Raw genomic sequence first — 16,235 nt, forward strand, 5'->3', positions numbered from 1 at the left:
ATGGCCGACACCCACGTCCTCTTCGTCGAGGACGACGACGTCATCCGCGAGGCCACCCAACTCGCGCTGGAGCGCGACGGATTCGTGGTCACCGCCATGCCCGACGGGCTGGCGGGCCTGGAGGCGTTCCGCGCCGACCGTCCCGACATCGCCCTGCTCGACGTGATGGTCCCCGGGCTCGACGGCGTCAGCCTGTGCCGCCGCATCCGCGACGAGTCCACGGTCCCCGTGATCATGCTGTCGGCGCGCGCCGACTCGATCGACGTGGTGCTCGGCCTGGAGGCCGGCGCCGACGACTACGTCACCAAGCCGTTCGACGGCGCCGTGCTGGTCGCCCGGATCCGCGCCGTGCTGCGCCGCTTCGGCCACGCCAGCGGCCCGGACGACCGCGCGGGCACCGGCGCGGCGGACGCCGCCGGCCTCGCCGAGGCCGTGCTGCGCTTCGGCGACCTGGAGGTCGACACGGAGGGCATGGAGGTCCGCAAGGGCGGCGAGACGGTCGCGCTCACCCCGACCGAGATGCGGCTGCTGCTGGAGTTCTCCACCGCGCCGAACACCGTCCTGTCCCGCGACCGGCTGCTGGAGCGGGTGTGGGACTACGGCTGGGGCGGCGACACCCGCGTCGTCGACGTCCACGTCCAACGCCTGCGCGGCAAGATCGGCCAGGACCGGATCGAGACGGTCCGCGGCTTCGGATACAAGCTGAGAGGCTGACACCTCCGGTGGTCAGGCTGGCCCTGCGAACGGGCCTCAGATGGAAACTCAGCGCCGCGATCGCGCTCGTCGGAGCGCTGGTCGCCGTGGCGTTGAGCCTTGTCGTGCACAACGCCGCGCGCGTCTCCATGCTCGACAACAGCCGCGACGTCCAGATCGAGCGCCTCAACTTCACGCAGAAGATCTTCGAGTCCACCAACCGCCTCCAGTTCGGCGCGAAGATCGACGACCCGGCGCTGCCCAAGGCCCTCCGCAAGGAGGTCAACGAGGGCGAACGGGCCACCTTCCTGGAGGACACCGGCGAGACCGCCCCCGAGGTGTGGGCGGCCTCCCCCCTCGGCAACGGCCGCGTGCTCTCCCTCCACGACCGCTTCCCCGACCGCTTCGCCGTCCTCGACGACCTCGACCAGGCGCTGCTGATCGGCTCCACGGCCGTGGTCGTCGGCGGCTGCGCCCTGGGCGTCCTGGTCGGCGGCCGGCTCTCCAAGCGGCTGCGGAAGGCCGCCGCGGCGGCCGGCAAGCTCGCCGAGGGCGACACCTCCGTCCGGATCCGCGACGAGGTCGGCGGCGGCCGGGTCCACGACGAGACCGACGACCTGGCCTGGGCCGTGGACGCCATGTCCGACGCCCTCCAGCAGCGCATCGAGGCCGAGCGACGGGTGACCGCCGACATCGCGCACGAACTCCGCACCCCGGTGACGGGCCTGCTGACCGCCGCCGAACTCCTGCCGCCCGGCCGCCCCTCCGAACTGGTCCGCGACCGGGCCCAGGCCATGCGCACCCTCGTCGAGGACGTCCTGGAGGTGGCCCGTCTGGACGGCCACGCCGAGCGCGCCGAACTCCAGGACGTCGCCCTGGGCGAGTTCGTCACGCGCCGGGTCCGCTCCCTCGACGCCGGCGTCAGCGTCGAGGTGCTGCGCGACGCCGAGGTCTCCACCGACCCCCGCCGCCTCGAACGCATCCTGGGCAACCTGATCGCCAACGCCTCCCGGCACGGCAAGCCGCCCATCGAGGTCACCGTCGAGGGCCGCGTCATCCGGGTCCGCGACCACGGCACCGGCTTCCCGGAGGCCCTGCTCCGCGAGGGCCCCAGCCGCTTCCGCACCGGCAGCAGCGACCGGGCCGGCGTCGGCCACGGCCTCGGCCTGACCATCGCGGTCGGCCAGGCCCGCGTCCTGGGCGCCCGCCTCACCTTCCGCAACGCCGACGAGCTGACGGACGGCTCGACCGGCGCCGTCTCGGTCCTCTGGCTCCCGGAGAACGCGCCGACCGCCACCGGCAGCTTCCCGGTCATCCAACTCCCGGACCGCTGACGGGCCGGAGCCGCCCCGTGCGCCCTACGGCGTCGCCGGCTCCGCGGCCACCTCGCACCAGACCGTCTTGCCCGCCGCCCCCTGCCGCACGCCCCACCGCAGCGCGACGGCGTCCAACAGCGCTATCCCGCGCCCGTTCTCGTCGTCCACGGCGGCCCGCAGCAGCACGGGCAGGGCGCGCGGGTCCGGATCGGTCACCTCGACGCGCGTCCGCCCGTCCCCGGTCCGCCCGACGTGCACGGTGACGGGCGTGCCCTCCCCGACGTGCCGGATCACGTTCCCGACCAACTCGCTGACGCACAGCTCGACTTCGCAGGACGCCCCCGCGCCCAGATGCGCCCGCACCGCCCGCCGCAGCAACGGCACCTCCTTCGGCACGGCGAGCAACCGGACCGTCATCACCGCCCGGCCGCCTTGTGCAGCACCTCGACCAACTGGCGCGCCGTCGCCGCGTTGCAGTTGCCCAGCGCGACCAGCGGGGGCGGGTACGTCCCCGCGAACGAGGGCAGATCGACGCCGAGCGAGGGCAACGTGATCCCGTTGGCCTTCAGCGCCGACCGCAGCCCCTCAACGCATTCCTGCACGTCATCCATGGCCGTTCACCTTCCTGTGCGCATTGTGACGAACCGCTCACAGCGTGGCGTCGGGCGCCGTACTTTTGGAAGGGAACTGGGCTTGCAGGCCCAACGAGCAAGTGGTGGTGAGTCATGTCCCCCCGTAAGGATCCTGACCCGTCTTCCAGCGTCCCGTGCTTCTACGGCGCCGAGCTGCGCTTCCTCCGGGAAGAAGCGGGCCTCACGCAGGAGCAGTTAGTGGAGGGGAGCTTCCGTGGCGCTCCACTCCTCAGCAAAATCGAACGCGGGGAGCTCGGCATGCCGGTCGACCTCGCCGTTCACATCGACAAGAAGCTCGGTACGGGTGGCTTCTTCCAACGCCACTGCGAGAACGTCCAACAAGCGCGCCGCTCGGGCATCGCCGCGTACTTCGCGGACGTCGCGGAGATGGAGGAACGCGCGACGACGATCGAAGAGTGGGCGCCCGGCACTTTCCCCGGACTTTTGCAGACCGAGGCATACGTCCGCAGGCTCATCCGGATCGGAAAACCCTGGATGAAGTCCGCTGGCGTCGAGGAACTCGTCCGCGCGCGCATCGCTCGCGCCAAGTTCTGGAAGCAGGACGATCGCGCCTACTACTGGGGCGTCCTCCACGAATCACTCATCCGCAGGCCGTCGCTGCCACCCGACCAGATGGCTGACCAGTTGGAGCACATCGTGATGGTGGCCCAGTCCACCCGGTGCCTCCTGCAGCTCTTGCCCGAAGCCAAGGCAAGTGACCCCCTGATGATGGGCGACTTGCGGGTCATGACCTTCCCGGATGCGCCCCCGATCGCCTACACAGAGAACGTTCACAGTGGCCAAGTCATCGATTTCCCACCGCTCGTGACGGAGTACCGAAGGTCGTACGATCTGCTCAGGGCCGCCGCACTGCCGCCTGAGGCGTCCCTAGCCATGATCGAAGAAGCGGCAAGGGGCTACCGACATGAAGCGCAGCAACACGATTGACTTGGGCACAGCCACCTGGCGCAAGAGCAGCTACAGCAACCCCGACGGCGGCAACTGCATCGAGGTATCCGACGACTTCCTCAACGCCGCCACTTGGCGCAAGAGCAGCTACAGCAACGGCGACGGCGCCGACTGCATCGAGGTATCGGACGACTTCCTCGACGCGGCCACCTGGCGCAAGAGCAGCTACAGCAACCACGAGGGCGGCGAGTGCATCGAGGTATCCGACGCCCTCCCCGGCCTAGTCCCCGTCCGCGACAGCAAGGACCCGCACGGGCCGGCGCTCGTGTTCCCGGCCGCCGACTGGTCGGCGTTCGTCGGGGCCGTCAAGGGCGGGCAGTTGACCGGCGCCTGAGCACGCGAACGAGAACGGCCCCCGGTGTACGTACGCAACCGCACGTACACCGGGGGCCGTTCGCCGATTCGCGTGGCTCAGACGGCCTCGACGACCACCGGCCGCTCGACCGAGGCGTCAGCCTCGTCCGGCTTGGCGGACGGGCCGCCCCGCAGCGGGACCTCCTTGAGGAACCACGCCGCGACGAAGCCGATGACGCTGATGATCGCGCCCCACAGGAACACCTGGTGCGTGCCGGAGGACACCGCGTGCGCGTACGCGTCCTTCACCGGCGCCGGCAGGCTGGGCAGCGTCTTCGGGTCCATCTGGGCACCGCCGCCGGTCATCTTCGCGCCGGCCGCGGCACCGAGCTTCTCGATCATGGTGTCCTTCACCTGGGTGGTGAAGAGCGCGCCCATGATCGCGACGCCGAACGAGCCGCCGATGGTGCGGAACAGGGTGGCCGACGAGGAGCCGACGCCCATGTCCTTCATCTCGACGCTGTTCTGCGCGATCAGCATCGTGGTCTGCATCAGGAAGCCCATGCCGGCGCCGAGCACCGCCATGTAGAGGCCCGAGGTCAGGCGCGTGGTGCCGACGCCCATCAGGGACAGCAGGACCAGGCCCACGGTGATCAGGCCGGCGCCGCCGGTCACGAAGATCTTGTACCGGCCGGACTGGGTGGTGACCCGGCCCGCGATCAGCGAGACCACCATCATCGCCAGCAGCATCGGCAGGAGCAGCAGGCCGGAGTTGGTGGCCGAGGCGCCCTGCACGGTCTGCTGGAACAGCGGCAGGAAGGTCATCGAGCCGAACATCACGAAGCCGACCAGGAAGCCGATCACCGTGACCAGCGAGAAGTTGCCGTTCCGGAAGATCCGCAGCGGCAGGACCGGGTCGCTGACCTTGCGCTCGACCAGGACGAAGGCGACGAGCGCGACGACGGCCAGCACGCCCAGGCCCACGATCTGCTTCGACAGCCACTCGTACTCGGTGCCGCCCCAGGTGGTGAGCAGCACCAGCGAGGTGATGCCGATGGTCAGCAGGGCCGCGCCGGCGTAGTCTATCCGGGTCGCGGACCGCTTCTTCGGCAGGTGCAGCACCGCGGTGACCATGATCAGCGCGATCGCGCCGAGCGGCAGGTTGATGTAGAAGCTCCAGCGCCAACCGAGGTGGTCGGTGATGGTGCCGCCGACCAGCGGTCCGCCGATCATCGCGACGGCCATGACGCCGGCCATCATGCCCTGGTACTTGCCGCGCTCCCGCGGCGGGATCAGGTCGCCGATGATGGCCATGACGCCGACCATCAGACCGCCGGCGCCGAGGCCCTGCACGGCGCGGAAGCCGATCAACTGGCCCATGTCCTGGGCCATTCCGGACAGCGCGGAACCGATCAGGAAGATCACGATGGACGTCAGGAAGACGCCCTTCCGGCCGTACATGTCGCCGAGCTTGCCCCAGATCGGCGTGGACGCCGCGGTGGCCAGCGTGTAGGCCGTGACGACCCAGGACAGGTGCTCCAGCCCGCCCAGTTCACCCACGATCGTCGGCATCGCGGTGCCGACGATCATGTTGTCCAGCATCGCGAGGAGCATCGCGATCATCAGTGCGAAGAGCACCATCCGGACGCTGGCGGGCTGTTTGCCCTTGTCCTGCGCCGGCTCCCGTATTTCCCCCGCTGGGGTCGCTTTCCGCGACATCCCCATCACTTCCCCATCGTTTCTTACTTACTTGCCGCCCGGCTAGTTCTGTACAGTGCAAGATAGGAGAGCTACTAGCCGGGCGTCAAGTAAGTTTCTTGGCGTCGGGGTGGGTAGGTCCGTGACCAGCGGGGCAGCAGATGATTGCTGGAGGAACGGGCCGCGCCCGCCCCGCACCGACACCGCCGTCACGCAGGAGAGCAGCATGAGCAGCGCATCACAGCCGCGCCGGGGGAACACCCGTCAGCGCATCCAGGACGTCGCCCTGGAGCTGTTCTCCGAACACGGCTACGAGAAGACCTCGTTGCGGGAGATCGCCGAGCGGCTCGACGTCACCAAGGCGGCGCTCTACTACCACTTCAAGACCAAGGAAGACATCGTCATCAGCCTCTTCGAGGACCTGGGGCGGCCCATCGACGAGCTGATCGCCTGGGCGCAGGAGCAGCCGCGCACCTTGGAGACCAAGCAGGAAGTGGTCCGCCGCTACCACGAGTCGCTGCGGTCCGGCGAGGCCCTCTTCCGTTTCATGCAGGAAAACCAGGCCACCGTCCGCGACCTGACCATCGGGCTGCGCTTCAAGGAGCGGATGCTGACCCTCTACGACCTGCTCAAGGAGGACGACGCCGAGCTGGTGGACCAGGTGCGCTGCCTCACGGCGCTGTTCACCATGCACGCGGGGATGTTCGCGATGCAGGAAATGGAGGGCGACCCCGAGGACAAGCGCGAAGCCGTCCTCAGGGTCGCCACAGAACTGGTCACGGCGGCGAACCCGCCGGGCCGCCGGCCAGCCCGGCCGGATTCAGCTCAGACGGCGTCGCCGTGAGCCCGCAGGAATCCGGTCGGCTCGATGCCCGACCCGTAGTTGGGGCCGGTGCGGACCTCGAAGTGCAGGTGCGGGCCGGTGGAGTTGCCGGTGCTGCCGGACAGGCCGATCTGCTGGCCGGTGGAGACCTGCTGACCCACCTGGACCTGGATCTGTGACAGGTGCGCGTACTGGGTGTACATGCCGTCGGCGTGCTTGATCACGATCGCGTTGCCGTAGGCCGGACCGTCGCCGCCGCCGTTCGGACCGGCCTTGACGACCGTGCCCGCGTGGACGGCGTGGACCTGGGTGCCGGTCGGTACGACGAAGTCCTGACCGCTGTGCTTGTGGGCCCAGTGGCTACCGGGGATGCCGAAGGGCTCGCCGAGGACGTAGTTCTCGACCGGCTTCACCCAGGCGTTGGCCTTCTTCGCCGCGTCCACCTTGGCCTTCGCCGCGGCCGCCTTGGCGTCCGTGGCGGCCTTGGCCTGCGCGTCGGCCTGCGCGGCGACGGCCTTGCCGGCGCCCGCGGTCAGGTGCAGCAGCCCGCTGTCGGCGGCGGTGGCGACACCGGCACCCAGCGCGGCGGTGATGCCGGCGCCGGCGGCCACGAGGGCCACCCGGTGACGCAGCGCGGACTTGCCGGCCTTGGCGGAGTTCTTGGAATTGCGTATCGCGGCAAACTTCGACATGCGGGTTTTTCCTCCGGGGGGAAGTGAATGGGTTTTCCCGGCTGCGGACCGGGATCGCCATTCCTTGGTAACCCGCCTGCGCCCTGACGCCAAGGCCCCCTTTCTACTACCGGGACCCGTAATAGCGACCGCGATCAGAAGCCGTCGCGAACCCACCCCCCAACACCCGCCAAACCCACCTCCACCTGCGCCTTTGCACCCTCACCCGGCACGCCGCCCACCCCCCGCAATTCCCCTACTCCCACTAGTAGGACCCAAATCCCTGTGCGCCATGTCACGGGGACCAAGAGCCGCCGAGTGACCCGCGCTACACAATTCCGAGAGGCAATGTGACCCGGGTTACGGGAATAGCTGTGACCCGCGTTACGTAATTACCGATCCACCAGCCCGAGGAAATCCAAAAACGCCTGACCGGCCCCCGCCGACCCCCTCACCCGCGCCGGCGCTGCCCTCCCGCCCCCGGACGGCTTCCTGACCGCCGTCGGCTGCCCGGTGTCCGGCGCCCCACCCGACGGCTGGGCCCACCGCGCCCTCGCTGCCGGCCGCGCCCTCCACCGCGACCGCCGCGGCCACCTCCCGCACGGCCGCAGGGAGCTCTACGACGCCGCCCTCGGCATGCTGCTCTCCCGCCGCGACCGGGAACCCGACATGCGCGGCCCGGACGGCGTCGAACTCGCCGACGAGCCCCAGATCCAGCTCCGCCAACGCCTTGCCTACTGGCTGATCCGCAACGGCCGCACCAAACTCGACCACGACCACGACCGCGCCGAACGCCTCGTCGCCGACGACTCCCAGCGGGAGGACGTGATCCGCATGGCGGTCGTCCACTCCCGGCCACGCGAACGAGCCGAACTACTAAGGGGGTTGCTGGCCAAGGACGCCCCGCACGCCCACCTGCTCGCCATGGCCTGCCTGGAGCACTCGACGGAGTTGGACCCCTCGTGCGGGAAGTCGTCAACGCCCGGGCGCGGGCGCTCCTGCCGCCCCGCCAACGCGAGGAATCGAACCTGCTCATCGCCGCGGGCCCCCTCGTTCTGGGACTCTTTCCCGGCCCGGAGGGACTGGAGGACGACGAGGCCCAGAAGGTGATCCACACCGCCGCCTTCATCGGCACGACGCGGCCCTGGACTGCGTCAAGCGCTTCCGGAACCATCCATCGCCCACCATCCGCTCCCAGCTGGGCGTGCAATGGGCGAAGCACGACACCGAGCGCTGCACGGAAGAGGTCCTCCAACACCTCGGCGGGGACACCAGCATCACCGTTTCCTCCCCAGCCGAACTGCTCCTGGTGCAAACACTCGGCGGGCGAAGCCGTATCACCGGCAGCGGCGAATTCCCCATAGCGGATCTCCTCGACGGACTCGCCCCCGAGAAGGTCAGCCGCTCCGGCCGACGCCCCCTTGACCCATGTCTCGCTTGGCACGCCGATTTCCGACCTGACCCGCCTGGCCTCCTGGCCACGCGTGAAAAGCCCCCAGCTACGGGCGGTCGCCGGCGATTTCGCCGCGGACCAGTGGCGTGCCCTCTCTCGCCTCGACGCCCTGGAGGACTTCTCCTTCGGCCCGGCGGAAGGAGTTTCGGCCTTCCGCATTCCCCAGAACGCCCGTCTCCCCCAGGTGAAAACCCTCAGCCTCATCAATACGGGGAACCGCCCCGTACCCGAATTCGGCACGCTGCTCCCCGCCGCGCTCCCGACCTTCCCCCACGTCCACACCCTTCAGCTCTACGGCCTGGTGGGCGGCCCCATCGGCCTCTCCCCCGCCCCAGCCCTCCCCGCCCTACAGAACCTCCACCTCACCCTCTTCCCCCGCCCCCGCACGTAAAAGGAATCCGGGCAACACAAAGCCGCCCCGGAACCGTCGATCGAATCGAACGGTTCCGGGGCGGCTGTGTAGGTCGCTGCGTATCTCAGATACGGGCTACGCGTCCTTGCTCAGGTTGGGGCCGGAGCCACCCGTTGCGGATTCCACCGGCGGGGCGCTCGGCACCGCCGACTTCTCCTCGCCGCGGAAGGTGAACTTGGCGGACTCGCCCTCACCCTCCACGTCGACGACCACGATGTGGCCCGGACGCAGCTCGCTGAAGAGGATCTTCTCCGAGAGGGCGTCCTCGATCTCGCGCTGGATCGTGCGGCGCAGCGGACGGGCGCCGAGCACCGGGTCGTACCCGCGCTTGGCCAGCAGCGACTTGGCCTCGCTGCTGAGCTCGATGCCCATGTCGCGGTCCTTGAGCCGCTCGTCCACCTTGTTGATCATGAGGTCGACGATCTGGATGATGTCTTCCTCGGTGAGCTGGTGGAAGACGACGGTGTCATCGACACGGTTCAGGAACTCGGGCCGGAAGTGCTGCTTGAGCTCCTCGTTGACCTTGGCCTTCATCCGCTCGTAGCCGGTCTTGACGTCGCCCTGGGCGGCGAAGCCCAGGTTGAAGCCCTTGGAGATGTCCCGGGTGCCGAGGTTGGTGGTCATGATGATGACCGTGTTCTTGAAGTCCACGACCCGGCCCTGGGAGTCGGTCAGACGACCGTCCTCCAGGATCTGCAGCAGCGAGTTGAAGATGTCCGGGTGGGCCTTCTCGACCTCGTCGAAGAGGACCACCGAGAACGGCTTGCGCCGCACCTTCTCGGTCAGCTGGCCGCCCTCTTCGTAGCCCACGTAGCCGGGGGGCGAACCGAAGAGCCGGGAGACCGTGTGCTTCTCGCTGAACTCCGACATGTCGAGGGAGATCAGCGCGTCCTCGTCGCCGAAGAGGAACTCGGCGAGCGTCTTGGACAGCTCGGTCTTACCGACACCGGACGGGCCGGCGAAGATGAACGAGCCACCGGGACGCTTGGGGTCCTTCAGGCCGGCACGGGTACGGCGGATCGCCTGGGAGAGCGCCTTGATGGCGTCCTTCTGGCCGATGACGCGCTTGTGCAGCTCGTCTTCCATCCGCAGGAGCCGCGAGGACTCCTCCTCGGTGAGCTTGAAGACCGGGATGCCCGTCGCCGTGGCGAGGACCTCGGCGATCAGCTCCTCGTCGACCTCGGCGACGACGTCCATGTCGCCGGCCTTCCACTCCTTCTCCCGCTTCGCCTTCGCGGCCAGGAGCTGCTTCTCCTTGTCGCGCAGGCCGGCGGCCATCTCGAAGTCCTGCGAGTCGATCGCGGACTCCTTCTCGCGGCGCACGTCGGCGATCTTCTCGTCGAACTCGCGCAGGTCCGGCGGCGCGGTCATCCGGCGGATGCGCATCCGGGAACCGGCCTCGTCGATCAGGTCGATCGCCTTGTCCGGCAGGAAGCGGTCGGAGATGTAGCGGTCGGCGAGGGTGGCCGCGGCGACCAGGGCGGCGTCCGTGATGGACACGCGGTGGTGCGCCTCGTAGCGGTCCCGCAGGCCCTTGAGGATCTCGATGGTGTGCGGCAGCGACGGCTCCGCAACCTGGATCGGCTGGAAGCGGCGCTCCAGGGCCGCGTCCTTCTCCAGGTGCTTGCGGTACTCGTCGAGCGTCGTCGCACCGATGGTCTGCAGCTCGCCACGCGCCAGCATGGGCTTGAGGATGCTGGCCGCGTCGATGGCGCCCTCGGCGGCGCCCGCGCCGACCAGGGTGTGCAGCTCGTCGATGAACAGGATGATGTCGCCGCGGGTGCGGATCTCCTTGAGGACCTTCTTCAGGCGCTCTTCGAAGTCACCGCGGTACCGGGAGCCGGCGACCAGGGCACCCAGGTCGAGGGTGTAGAGGTGCTTGTCCTTGAGGGTCTCGGGCACCTCGCCCTTGACGATGGCCTGCGCCAGGCCCTCGACGACCGCCGTCTTGCCGACGCCGGGCTCGCCGATGAGGACCGGATTGTTCTTGGTGCGGCGGGACAGCACCTGCATGACCCGCTCGATTTCCTTCTCGCGCCCGATGACCGGGTCGAGCTTGGTCTCCCGGGCGGCCTGCGTGAGGTTGCGGCCGAACTGGTCCAGGACGAGGGAGGTCGAAGGCGTGCCCTCGGCGGGACCGCCGGCGGTGGCGGCCTCCTTGCCCTGGTAGCCGGAGAGCAGCTGGATGACCTGCTGCCGCACCCGGTTCAGGTCGGCGCCCAGCTTCACGAGGACCTGGGCGGCGACGCCCTCGCCCTCGCGGATCAGGCCGAGCAGGATGTGCTCGGTGCCGATGTAGTTGTGGCCGAGCTGGAGGGCCTCGCGGAGCGACAGCTCCAGGACCTTCTTGGCACGGGGCGTGAAGGGGATGTGACCGGACGGGGCCTGCTGACCCTGACCGATGATCTCCTCCACCTGCTGGCGGACCGCCTCGAGCGAAATGCCGAGGCTCTCCAGGGCCTTAGCGGCGACACCCTCACCCTCGTGGATCAGACCCAGGAGGATGTGTTCGGTGCCGATGTAGTTGTGGTTGAGCATCCGGGCTTCTTCCTGAGCCAGGACGACAACCCGCCGCGCACGGTCGGTGAACCTCTCGAACATCGTTAATCGCTCCTCAGAGCGGTCAGGCAGTTAGGGGTCGGTCCCCTCCCTGTCCTTCCGCATGCTAGTCCCGCAGGGCGGGACAGCTCATTCCAACTGCCGACACCCGTCCGGATCACCCCGCTCCGACGGGGAAATTTACTGCCGAACAGCTGACATCTGCTCCAACTCGATGGTGCGAGACGATGTTCCCGCAGGCCAGGCATATACGCATGCCGCCACTACGCCCGTGGCGAACGCGCCCGTCGCCGACACACCGTCCGCCGCCGACCAAAACTGGCAACAAACTGCCGAGCGCGCCGGTCACAGCGTCCCTTCCCACTGAGACTTTCTTACCCGCTGCCACTGACACTCCATGCGGCGTGGGCGTTTTCCCTCCGCTACGGGCGAACACCCGCGCACCCCGGGATGCTTCCGCACTCCCCTCAGGCGCACACGCAACGCAACCGTTCACGTACACCACGTAACCTTCCGCCGGGTCGGCAGTTGCACCGGGCATGGCCCCCGCGCTTCCGCGACCCCGCTCCCCCCGCCCCGCCGTCCGCCGGTGGTACGAGGAGGAGCTGGGCTGGGCGACCACCGGCACGGAGCCGCTGGAACTGCTCACGGGGGTGCGCTTCGACGTCCTGGAGATGCCCGCCGACGCGGGCGGCGCCGTGCTGCGGCGGGTGCCGCGGACCGGCCCGGTCGCACTGTTGCGGCCCGGACGGGGCGCGAAGGCGGCGCAGGATCGACCGAAACTGCTCCTGCTCATCGCGGCCGGCGGCGCGGAGGAGCTACCGGGGATCCTGGACTGGCTGGAGTGGGGCACCCTGGCGGCGGATCTCACCGCGCGCGGGGCCGGCGGGCGGATGCCGGCACCGGCGCTGCCCTCACGGGGCCGCGCGTCGGGCGGCTGCGGCCCGCGGGAGGCCGCGGGGTGGGTGCGGCCTCCCCGACCTGGGTACGAGGCGGAGGATTCCCTGCCCACCACGGGGATCGGGGCAGGAATCGGGGACGGTGGGGGCGCCCCCGACCTCGTACGGCTCGTGAGCACGGCGGCAACGGAGTGCCACCGGGCCCGATTGGTACGTGCTCGTAATGGTCAATCGGATCGCGCGTACGGCGATCAGCCGTTGGCCTTCTCGAATGCCTCGCGAATGTCGGCGGGGACACGGCCACGGTCATTGACGTTGTAGCCGTTCTCCTTCGCCCAGGCGCGGATCTTCGCGGTGTCCGGGGAGCCGGCGGAAGCCGCACGGGCCTTGCCGCGACCAGCGGAACGGCCACCGGTCTTGCGGCCGGCCTTCACGAAGTCGGCGAGCGAGTCGCGAAGCTTGTCGGCGTTGGCGTCGGAGAGGTCGATCTCGTAGGACTTACCGTCGAGAGCGAACGTCACGGTCTCGTTGGCCTCGCCACCGTCGAGGTCGTCGACAAGAAGAACCTGAACCTTCTGTGCCACCAGGATTCCCTTTCATCGAATGCGGATTACGACGGAAAGCAAACCGCTTTTCCGGGAAAAACACAAACCCTTGGGTAGGGTTCACTTGCCCACCCAGTGGGGAACGCATGCTTCCGTAGCCATGAGATAGGGGAGCGATTCGGACATAGAACGCTGATCACAGGTGCAGAAGCATGCGGCTGTTGCCCAGGGTGTTGGGCTTCACTCGTTCGAGCCCGAGGAACTCGGCAACGCCCTCGTCATAGGAACGCAGCAGTTCGCTGTAGACATCCCCGTCTACGGGTGTCTCGCCGATCTCCACGAAGCCGTGCTTGGCGAAGAAGTCGACTTCGAAGGTGAGGCAGAAAATTCGCCGCACTCCCAGCCAGCGGGCGGTGGCCAGCAGCTTGGCCAGGACCTGGTGGCCGACCCCGGTGCCGCGTTCCGTCCGGTCCACCGCCAGGGTGCGGACCTCGGCCAGGTCTTCCCACATGACGTGCAGTGCTCCGCAGCCGACGACCTCGCCGTCCTCGTCCCGCTCCGCCACCCAGAACTCCTGGATGTCCTCGTAAAGCGTGACGGTGGCTTTGTCGAGCAGGATCCCGTCGCGCGAGTAGGCGTCGATGAGGCGGCGGACCGCCGGTACATCGCTGGTCCGGGCACGGCGGACGGTGAGGCCTTTTGAATGCGCTGGCATGCCCGGACGCTATCGCTCCTTGCCGCCGGGCTCCGCTCCGGGTTCATCTCCTTCGCCGGCCGGCGCTTCATCCGCGGCTTGCGGCTCTTCTTCCCGGGCCGGTTCCCCGGAGTGTTCCGGGGCCGCCGGCTGTTCTTCCGCGGCTACCGGCCGATCGTCGACCTGCACCATCCGTACGGCATCGCGGAGGGCTTGCCGTTGTTCCTGCGACATCATGCCGAAGAAGGCCACTAGTGCGGCCGCGGGGTTGTCACTGGCGGACCACGCTTCGTTCATCAGTGCGGCCGAGTAGGCGGCGCGAGTGGAGACCGCCTCATATCGATAGGCGCGGCCTTCGGCTTCGCGGCGCACCCAGCCCTTCTGATGCAGGTTGTCCAATACGGTCATGACCGTGGTGTAGGCGATCGACCGTTCCTTCTGGAGATCCTCCAGAACTTCTCGAACGGTCACCGGGCGGTTCCACTCCCAGACCCGCGTCATCACCGCGTCTTCCAGATCACCCAAGCGTCTCGGCACACAAGAAGAATAGTGGGAGATGTCGCGAATGCCGGTTGATCTGGTTGCGTTTGGTCCGGAAAAAGGAAGTACGGCCCGGGACGGTCAATCCCGGGCCGTACTGAGCGGGTGATCCGCCGGAAATGGGGGCGGTTCAGGCGCCGAACGCCTTGGGTTCCTGCCCGGCGGCCTCGGCGCGGGCGAACGCCTCGTCGACGGCCGCGTCCTCCTTCGACTTGTTCTGACCGCCCTGGCTCTTGATCATCGTGACGATCAGGCCGGTGAAGGCGACGGCCATCACTACGGGCGGGAGCAACGCGGCAACGTAATCCATGGCATGGGCCTCCTTCAGGGCATGAGCCCGCGACGAGTACCCCGCCAGAGTACGCAGCGCTCAGGCGGTGCGGGTCTCCGGGGGCGGCACCGGCTTGCGGCGGGGCGGGAACACCTCGCCCGGCGTCGGGATCGGGCGGTCGGGTCGGGGCTCCCCGGGGCGCTGCCCGGGCTTGGGCGGCTCCCGGCGGGGCCCCGGCCGCGGTTCCCGTTGGGGGTCCTGCTTCGGGTCCGCCTCGGAGTCCGTCCCGGCGGCGGCGCTGCGGGAGGCCAGACCGGAAGGGCGCGGGCGGGCGCCGGTGCGGCCGTTCGCCGGGGCGTCCGGAAAGGCGCCCGAGCGGCCGCCGGGCAGCGCGCGCAGCCGGGCCCGTACGGATTGCTCGGCCAGGCGCTCGCAGTGCCGCAGGAGGGCGCTGCGGCGTTTGCGCTCGGCCTCGACGGCGGGCCGGGTGAGCAGCGAGCGCAGCGCGGCGAGGTCGTCGGGGCCGGGGACGTGACCGGCCGCCAGCACCTCCTGGAGCCGCGCGAGGTAGCCGGTGGCGGCGCCGGGCAGGGCGTCGCGGTAGCGGGCGAGGTCGGCGAGCAGGAAGGCGCGCAGGCGGGCGCCTTCGCGGACCGCCTCGTCCACCGCCTCCGCCAGCCGGAGGTATTCCTGGACGTCCTGCGACCGGTCGGGGGCGGGGACGCCGAGGGGCGCGGCGCGGGAGGTCGTCTGGAGGGCATGGGCGAGGGCGCGACGGAGAACACGCAACTCATCGGCGCCGAAGGCCATGCCGCCGCGGGATCCGTATGGCATTGGCATGCCGCGACTTTACGACTAATTCGGAAAAAAGCCTCTTAATTTGGATCGGTGGCGCGGCAGCGGGGCGCGCGTCACACGGGCGCGCCAGTACGGCACCGGTCGCGCCCCTGCTGCCCGCGGGCCGTGGTCACAGCCGGCCCACGTTGCGCTCGTACACCAGCCGCAGGCCGATGAGGGTGAGCCAGGGCTCGTGCTCGTCGATCACCGAGGACTCGCCGAGCACCATCGGTGCCAGCCCGCCGGTGGCGATCACCGTCACGTCGTCGGGGTCGTCGGCCAGTTCCCGGGCCATCCGCTGCACCACACCGTCCACCTGGCCGGCGAAGCCGTAGAGGATTCCGGACTGCATCGCCTCGACGGTGTTCTTGCCGATGACGCTGCGCGGCCGGGCCAGCTCGATCTTGCGGAGCTGGGCGCCCTTGACGCCCAGCGCGTCCACGGAGATCTCGATGCCGGGGGCGATCACACCGCCCACGTACTCCCCGCGGGCGCTCACCGCGTCGAAGGTGGTCGCGGTGCCGAAGTCGACGACGACCGCGGGGCCGCCGTACAGCTCGACGGCGGCCAGCGCGTTGATGATCCGGTCCGCGCCGACCTCCTTGGGGTTGTCCATGAGGATCGGCACGCCCGTCTTGACGCCTGGTTCCACCAGGACGGCCGGGACGTCCCCGTAGTAGCGGCGGGTCACCTCGCGCAGTTCGTGGAGCACCGAGGGGACCGTGGAGCAGATGGAGATGCCCTCGATGTTGTCGCCCAGGTCGTCCCCGAGCAGCGGGTGCATGCCCATCAGGCCCTGGAGCAGGACGGCCAGTTCGTCGGCGGTCCGCCGGGAGTCGGTGGAGATCCGCCAGTGCTCGACGATCTCGTCGCCGTCGAACAGGCCCAACACGGTGTGCGTGTTGCCTACGTCGATGGTCAGCAACATG

The 16,235-nt window shown here is 69.2% G+C and carries 19 protein-coding genes; 8 read left to right on the plus strand and 11 right to left on the minus strand.

The window, feature by feature from the left end; all coding sequences use genetic code 11:
- Both cseB and cseC read left to right on the plus strand, forming a co-directional pair.
- Entirely contained in the window at window positions 1-714 is a 714-nt protein-coding gene (cseB, locus tag ACLJT4_RS33690; protein ID WP_016571738.1) for a two-component system response regulator CseB, read from the plus strand.
- Window positions 715-722: 8 nt separating this feature from the next.
- Window positions 723-2,027 (plus strand): two-component system sensor histidine kinase CseC, encoded by a 1,305-nt coding sequence (gene cseC / locus ACLJT4_RS33695; RefSeq protein WP_411128244.1) that lies wholly within the window; start codon window positions 723-725, stop codon window positions 2,025-2,027.
- 24 nt (window positions 2,028-2,051) lie between these two features.
- Here cseC and ACLJT4_RS33700 read toward each other — a convergent pair whose 3' ends face one another.
- Both ACLJT4_RS33700 and ACLJT4_RS33705 read right to left on the minus strand, forming a co-directional pair.
- Window positions 2,052-2,426 carry an ATP-binding protein gene (locus ACLJT4_RS33700; RefSeq protein WP_411128246.1) on the minus strand — a complete coding sequence of 125 codons (375 nt, stop codon included), beginning with the start codon at window positions 2,424-2,426 and terminating at the stop codon, window positions 2,052-2,054.
- Window positions 2,426-2,620 (minus strand): hypothetical protein, encoded by a 195-nt coding sequence (locus ACLJT4_RS33705; protein ID WP_411128248.1) that lies wholly within the window; start codon window positions 2,618-2,620, stop codon window positions 2,426-2,428. The genes ACLJT4_RS33700 and ACLJT4_RS33705 overlap by 1 nt, the downstream gene beginning before the upstream one ends.
- Window positions 2,621-2,734: 114 nt before the next feature.
- Between ACLJT4_RS33705 and ACLJT4_RS33710 the strand changes: the two genes are divergently transcribed.
- On the plus strand, window positions 2,735-3,589 hold the full coding sequence (locus tag ACLJT4_RS33710) for a helix-turn-helix domain-containing protein (RefSeq protein WP_411128250.1): 855 nt from the start codon (window positions 2,735-2,737) through the stop codon (window positions 3,587-3,589).
- Window positions 3,567-3,944 carry a DUF397 domain-containing protein gene (locus ACLJT4_RS33715; RefSeq protein WP_411128252.1) on the plus strand — a complete coding sequence of 126 codons (378 nt, stop codon included), beginning with the start codon at window positions 3,567-3,569 and terminating at the stop codon, window positions 3,942-3,944. The genes ACLJT4_RS33710 and ACLJT4_RS33715 overlap by 23 nt, the downstream gene beginning before the upstream one ends.
- 77 nt (window positions 3,945-4,021) lie before the next feature.
- On the opposite strand, the gene ACLJT4_RS33720 is transcribed toward ACLJT4_RS33715, so the two are convergent.
- Window positions 4,022-5,629 carry an MDR family MFS transporter gene (locus ACLJT4_RS33720; protein WP_411128254.1) on the minus strand — a complete coding sequence of 536 codons (1,608 nt, stop codon included), beginning with the start codon at window positions 5,627-5,629 and terminating at the stop codon, window positions 4,022-4,024.
- 199 nt (window positions 5,630-5,828) lie between these two features.
- On the opposite strand from ACLJT4_RS33720, the gene ACLJT4_RS33725 reads away from it, so the two are divergent.
- The gene (locus tag ACLJT4_RS33725; protein WP_411128256.1) at window positions 5,829-6,446 is read left to right on the plus strand and encodes a TetR/AcrR family transcriptional regulator; all 618 of its coding nucleotides are present in this window, start codon (window positions 5,829-5,831) and stop codon (window positions 6,444-6,446) included.
- On the opposite strand, the gene ACLJT4_RS33730 is transcribed toward ACLJT4_RS33725, so the two are convergent.
- The gene (locus tag ACLJT4_RS33730; protein ID WP_411128258.1) at window positions 6,428-7,117 is read right to left on the minus strand and encodes a M23 family metallopeptidase; all 690 of its coding nucleotides are present in this window, start codon (window positions 7,115-7,117) and stop codon (window positions 6,428-6,430) included. The genes ACLJT4_RS33725 and ACLJT4_RS33730 overlap by 19 nt on opposite strands.
- A gap of 492 nt (window positions 7,118-7,609) precedes the next feature.
- On the opposite strand from ACLJT4_RS33730, the gene ACLJT4_RS33735 reads away from it, so the two are divergent.
- The gene (locus tag ACLJT4_RS33735; RefSeq protein WP_411128260.1) at window positions 7,610-8,206 is read left to right on the plus strand and encodes a hypothetical protein; all 597 of its coding nucleotides are present in this window, start codon (window positions 7,610-7,612) and stop codon (window positions 8,204-8,206) included.
- Window positions 8,207-8,580: 374 nt separating this feature from the next.
- Complete coding sequence (locus ACLJT4_RS33740; RefSeq protein WP_411128262.1) at window positions 8,581-8,940, plus strand: hypothetical protein; 360 nt, start codon at window positions 8,581-8,583, stop codon at window positions 8,938-8,940.
- 96 nt (window positions 8,941-9,036) lie between these two features.
- Here the strand turns inward: ACLJT4_RS33740 and ACLJT4_RS33745 are convergent, their stop codons facing one another.
- Complete coding sequence (locus tag ACLJT4_RS33745) at window positions 9,037-11,562, minus strand: ATP-dependent Clp protease ATP-binding subunit (protein WP_016576565.1); 2,526 nt, start codon at window positions 11,560-11,562, stop codon at window positions 9,037-9,039.
- A gap of 497 nt (window positions 11,563-12,059) precedes the next feature.
- Between ACLJT4_RS33745 and ACLJT4_RS33750 the strand changes: the two genes are divergently transcribed.
- On the plus strand, window positions 12,060-12,740 hold the full coding sequence (locus ACLJT4_RS33750; RefSeq protein WP_411128264.1) for an SCO3374 family protein: 681 nt from the start codon (window positions 12,060-12,062) through the stop codon (window positions 12,738-12,740).
- Here ACLJT4_RS33750 and ACLJT4_RS33755 read toward each other — a convergent pair.
- The 6 genes from ACLJT4_RS33755 to ACLJT4_RS33780 all read right to left on the minus strand — a co-directional run bounded on the left by ACLJT4_RS33755 (window position 12,671) and on the right by ACLJT4_RS33780 (window position 16,234).
- On the minus strand, window positions 12,671-13,003 hold the full coding sequence (locus tag ACLJT4_RS33755; protein WP_016576536.1) for a histone-like nucleoid-structuring protein Lsr2: 333 nt from the start codon (window positions 13,001-13,003) through the stop codon (window positions 12,671-12,673). The two genes, ACLJT4_RS33750 and ACLJT4_RS33755, sit on opposite strands and share 70 nt — an antisense overlap.
- A 157-nt stretch (window positions 13,004-13,160) precedes the next feature.
- A complete protein-coding gene (locus tag ACLJT4_RS33760; RefSeq protein ID WP_016576535.1) occupies window positions 13,161-13,679 on the minus strand; it encodes an amino-acid N-acetyltransferase in 519 nt (172 codons plus the stop codon).
- 9 nt (window positions 13,680-13,688) lie between these two features.
- Window positions 13,689-14,159, minus strand: a complete 471-nt coding sequence (locus tag ACLJT4_RS33765; protein WP_411128371.1) for a BlaI/MecI/CopY family transcriptional regulator — start codon at window positions 14,157-14,159, stop codon at window positions 13,689-13,691.
- 169 nt (window positions 14,160-14,328) lie between these two features.
- Window positions 14,329-14,508, minus strand: a complete 180-nt coding sequence (locus tag ACLJT4_RS33770; RefSeq protein WP_411128267.1) for a hypothetical protein — start codon at window positions 14,506-14,508, stop codon at window positions 14,329-14,331.
- Window positions 14,509-14,568: 60 nt separating this feature from the next.
- Window positions 14,569-15,279, minus strand: coding sequence for a hypothetical protein (locus ACLJT4_RS33775; protein ID WP_411128373.1), 711 nt, complete (start codon window positions 15,277-15,279; stop codon window positions 14,569-14,571).
- A 157-nt stretch (window positions 15,280-15,436) separates the two neighbouring features.
- Window positions 15,437-16,234, minus strand: a complete 798-nt coding sequence (locus ACLJT4_RS33780) for a type III pantothenate kinase (protein WP_016576922.1) — start codon at window positions 16,232-16,234, stop codon at window positions 15,437-15,439.
- Window position 16,235 lies beyond the last annotated feature (1 nt).

Origin of the sequence: Streptomyces sp. x-19, from assembly GCF_046549115.1 — a bacterium.
GTDB classification, from domain to species: Bacteria; Actinomycetota; Actinomycetes; order Streptomycetales; family Streptomycetaceae; genus Streptomyces; species Streptomyces albulus_C.

What these genes read in the sequence shown, in the direction of transcription:
- ACLJT4_RS33715 (WP_411128252.1), top strand. Translation starts at nt 3,567, where the DNA reads ATGAAGCGCAGCAACACGATTGACTTGGGCACAGCCACCTGGCGCAAG.
- ACLJT4_RS33780 (WP_016576922.1), bottom strand. Translation starts at nt 16,234, where the DNA reads ATGTTGCTGACCATCGACGTAGGCAACACGCACACCGTGTTGGGCCTG.
- ACLJT4_RS33730 (WP_411128258.1), bottom strand. Translation starts at nt 7,117, where the DNA reads ATGTCGAAGTTTGCCGCGATACGCAATTCCAAGAACTCCGCCAAGGCC.
- ACLJT4_RS33770 (WP_411128267.1), bottom strand. Translation starts at nt 14,508, where the DNA reads ATGGATTACGTTGCCGCGTTGCTCCCGCCCGTAGTGATGGCCGTCGCC.
- ACLJT4_RS33710 (WP_411128250.1), top strand. Translation starts at nt 2,735, where the DNA reads ATGTCCCCCCGTAAGGATCCTGACCCGTCTTCCAGCGTCCCGTGCTTC.
- ACLJT4_RS33700 (WP_411128246.1), bottom strand. Translation starts at nt 2,426, where the DNA reads ATGACGGTCCGGTTGCTCGCCGTGCCGAAGGAGGTGCCGTTGCTGCGG.
- ACLJT4_RS33765 (WP_411128371.1), bottom strand. Translation starts at nt 14,159, where the DNA reads ATGACGCGGGTCTGGGAGTGGAACCGCCCGGTGACCGTTCGAGAAGTT.
- ACLJT4_RS33760 (WP_016576535.1), bottom strand. Translation starts at nt 13,679, where the DNA reads ATGCCAGCGCATTCAAAAGGCCTCACCGTCCGCCGTGCCCGGACCAGC.
- ACLJT4_RS33725 (WP_411128256.1), top strand. Translation starts at nt 5,829, where the DNA reads ATGAGCAGCGCATCACAGCCGCGCCGGGGGAACACCCGTCAGCGCATC.
- ACLJT4_RS33775 (WP_411128373.1), bottom strand. Translation starts at nt 15,279, where the DNA reads ATGGCCTTCGGCGCCGATGAGTTGCGTGTTCTCCGTCGCGCCCTCGCC.
- ACLJT4_RS33745 (WP_016576565.1), bottom strand. Translation starts at nt 11,562, where the DNA reads ATGTTCGAGAGGTTCACCGACCGTGCGCGGCGGGTTGTCGTCCTGGCT.
- cseB (WP_016571738.1), top strand. Translation starts at nt 1, where the DNA reads ATGGCCGACACCCACGTCCTCTTCGTCGAGGACGACGACGTCATCCGC.
- ACLJT4_RS33720 (WP_411128254.1), bottom strand. Translation starts at nt 5,629, where the DNA reads ATGGGGATGTCGCGGAAAGCGACCCCAGCGGGGGAAATACGGGAGCCG.
- ACLJT4_RS33750 (WP_411128264.1), top strand. Translation starts at nt 12,060, where the DNA reads ATGGCCCCCGCGCTTCCGCGACCCCGCTCCCCCCGCCCCGCCGTCCGC.
- ACLJT4_RS33705 (WP_411128248.1), bottom strand. Translation starts at nt 2,620, where the DNA reads ATGGATGACGTGCAGGAATGCGTTGAGGGGCTGCGGTCGGCGCTGAAG.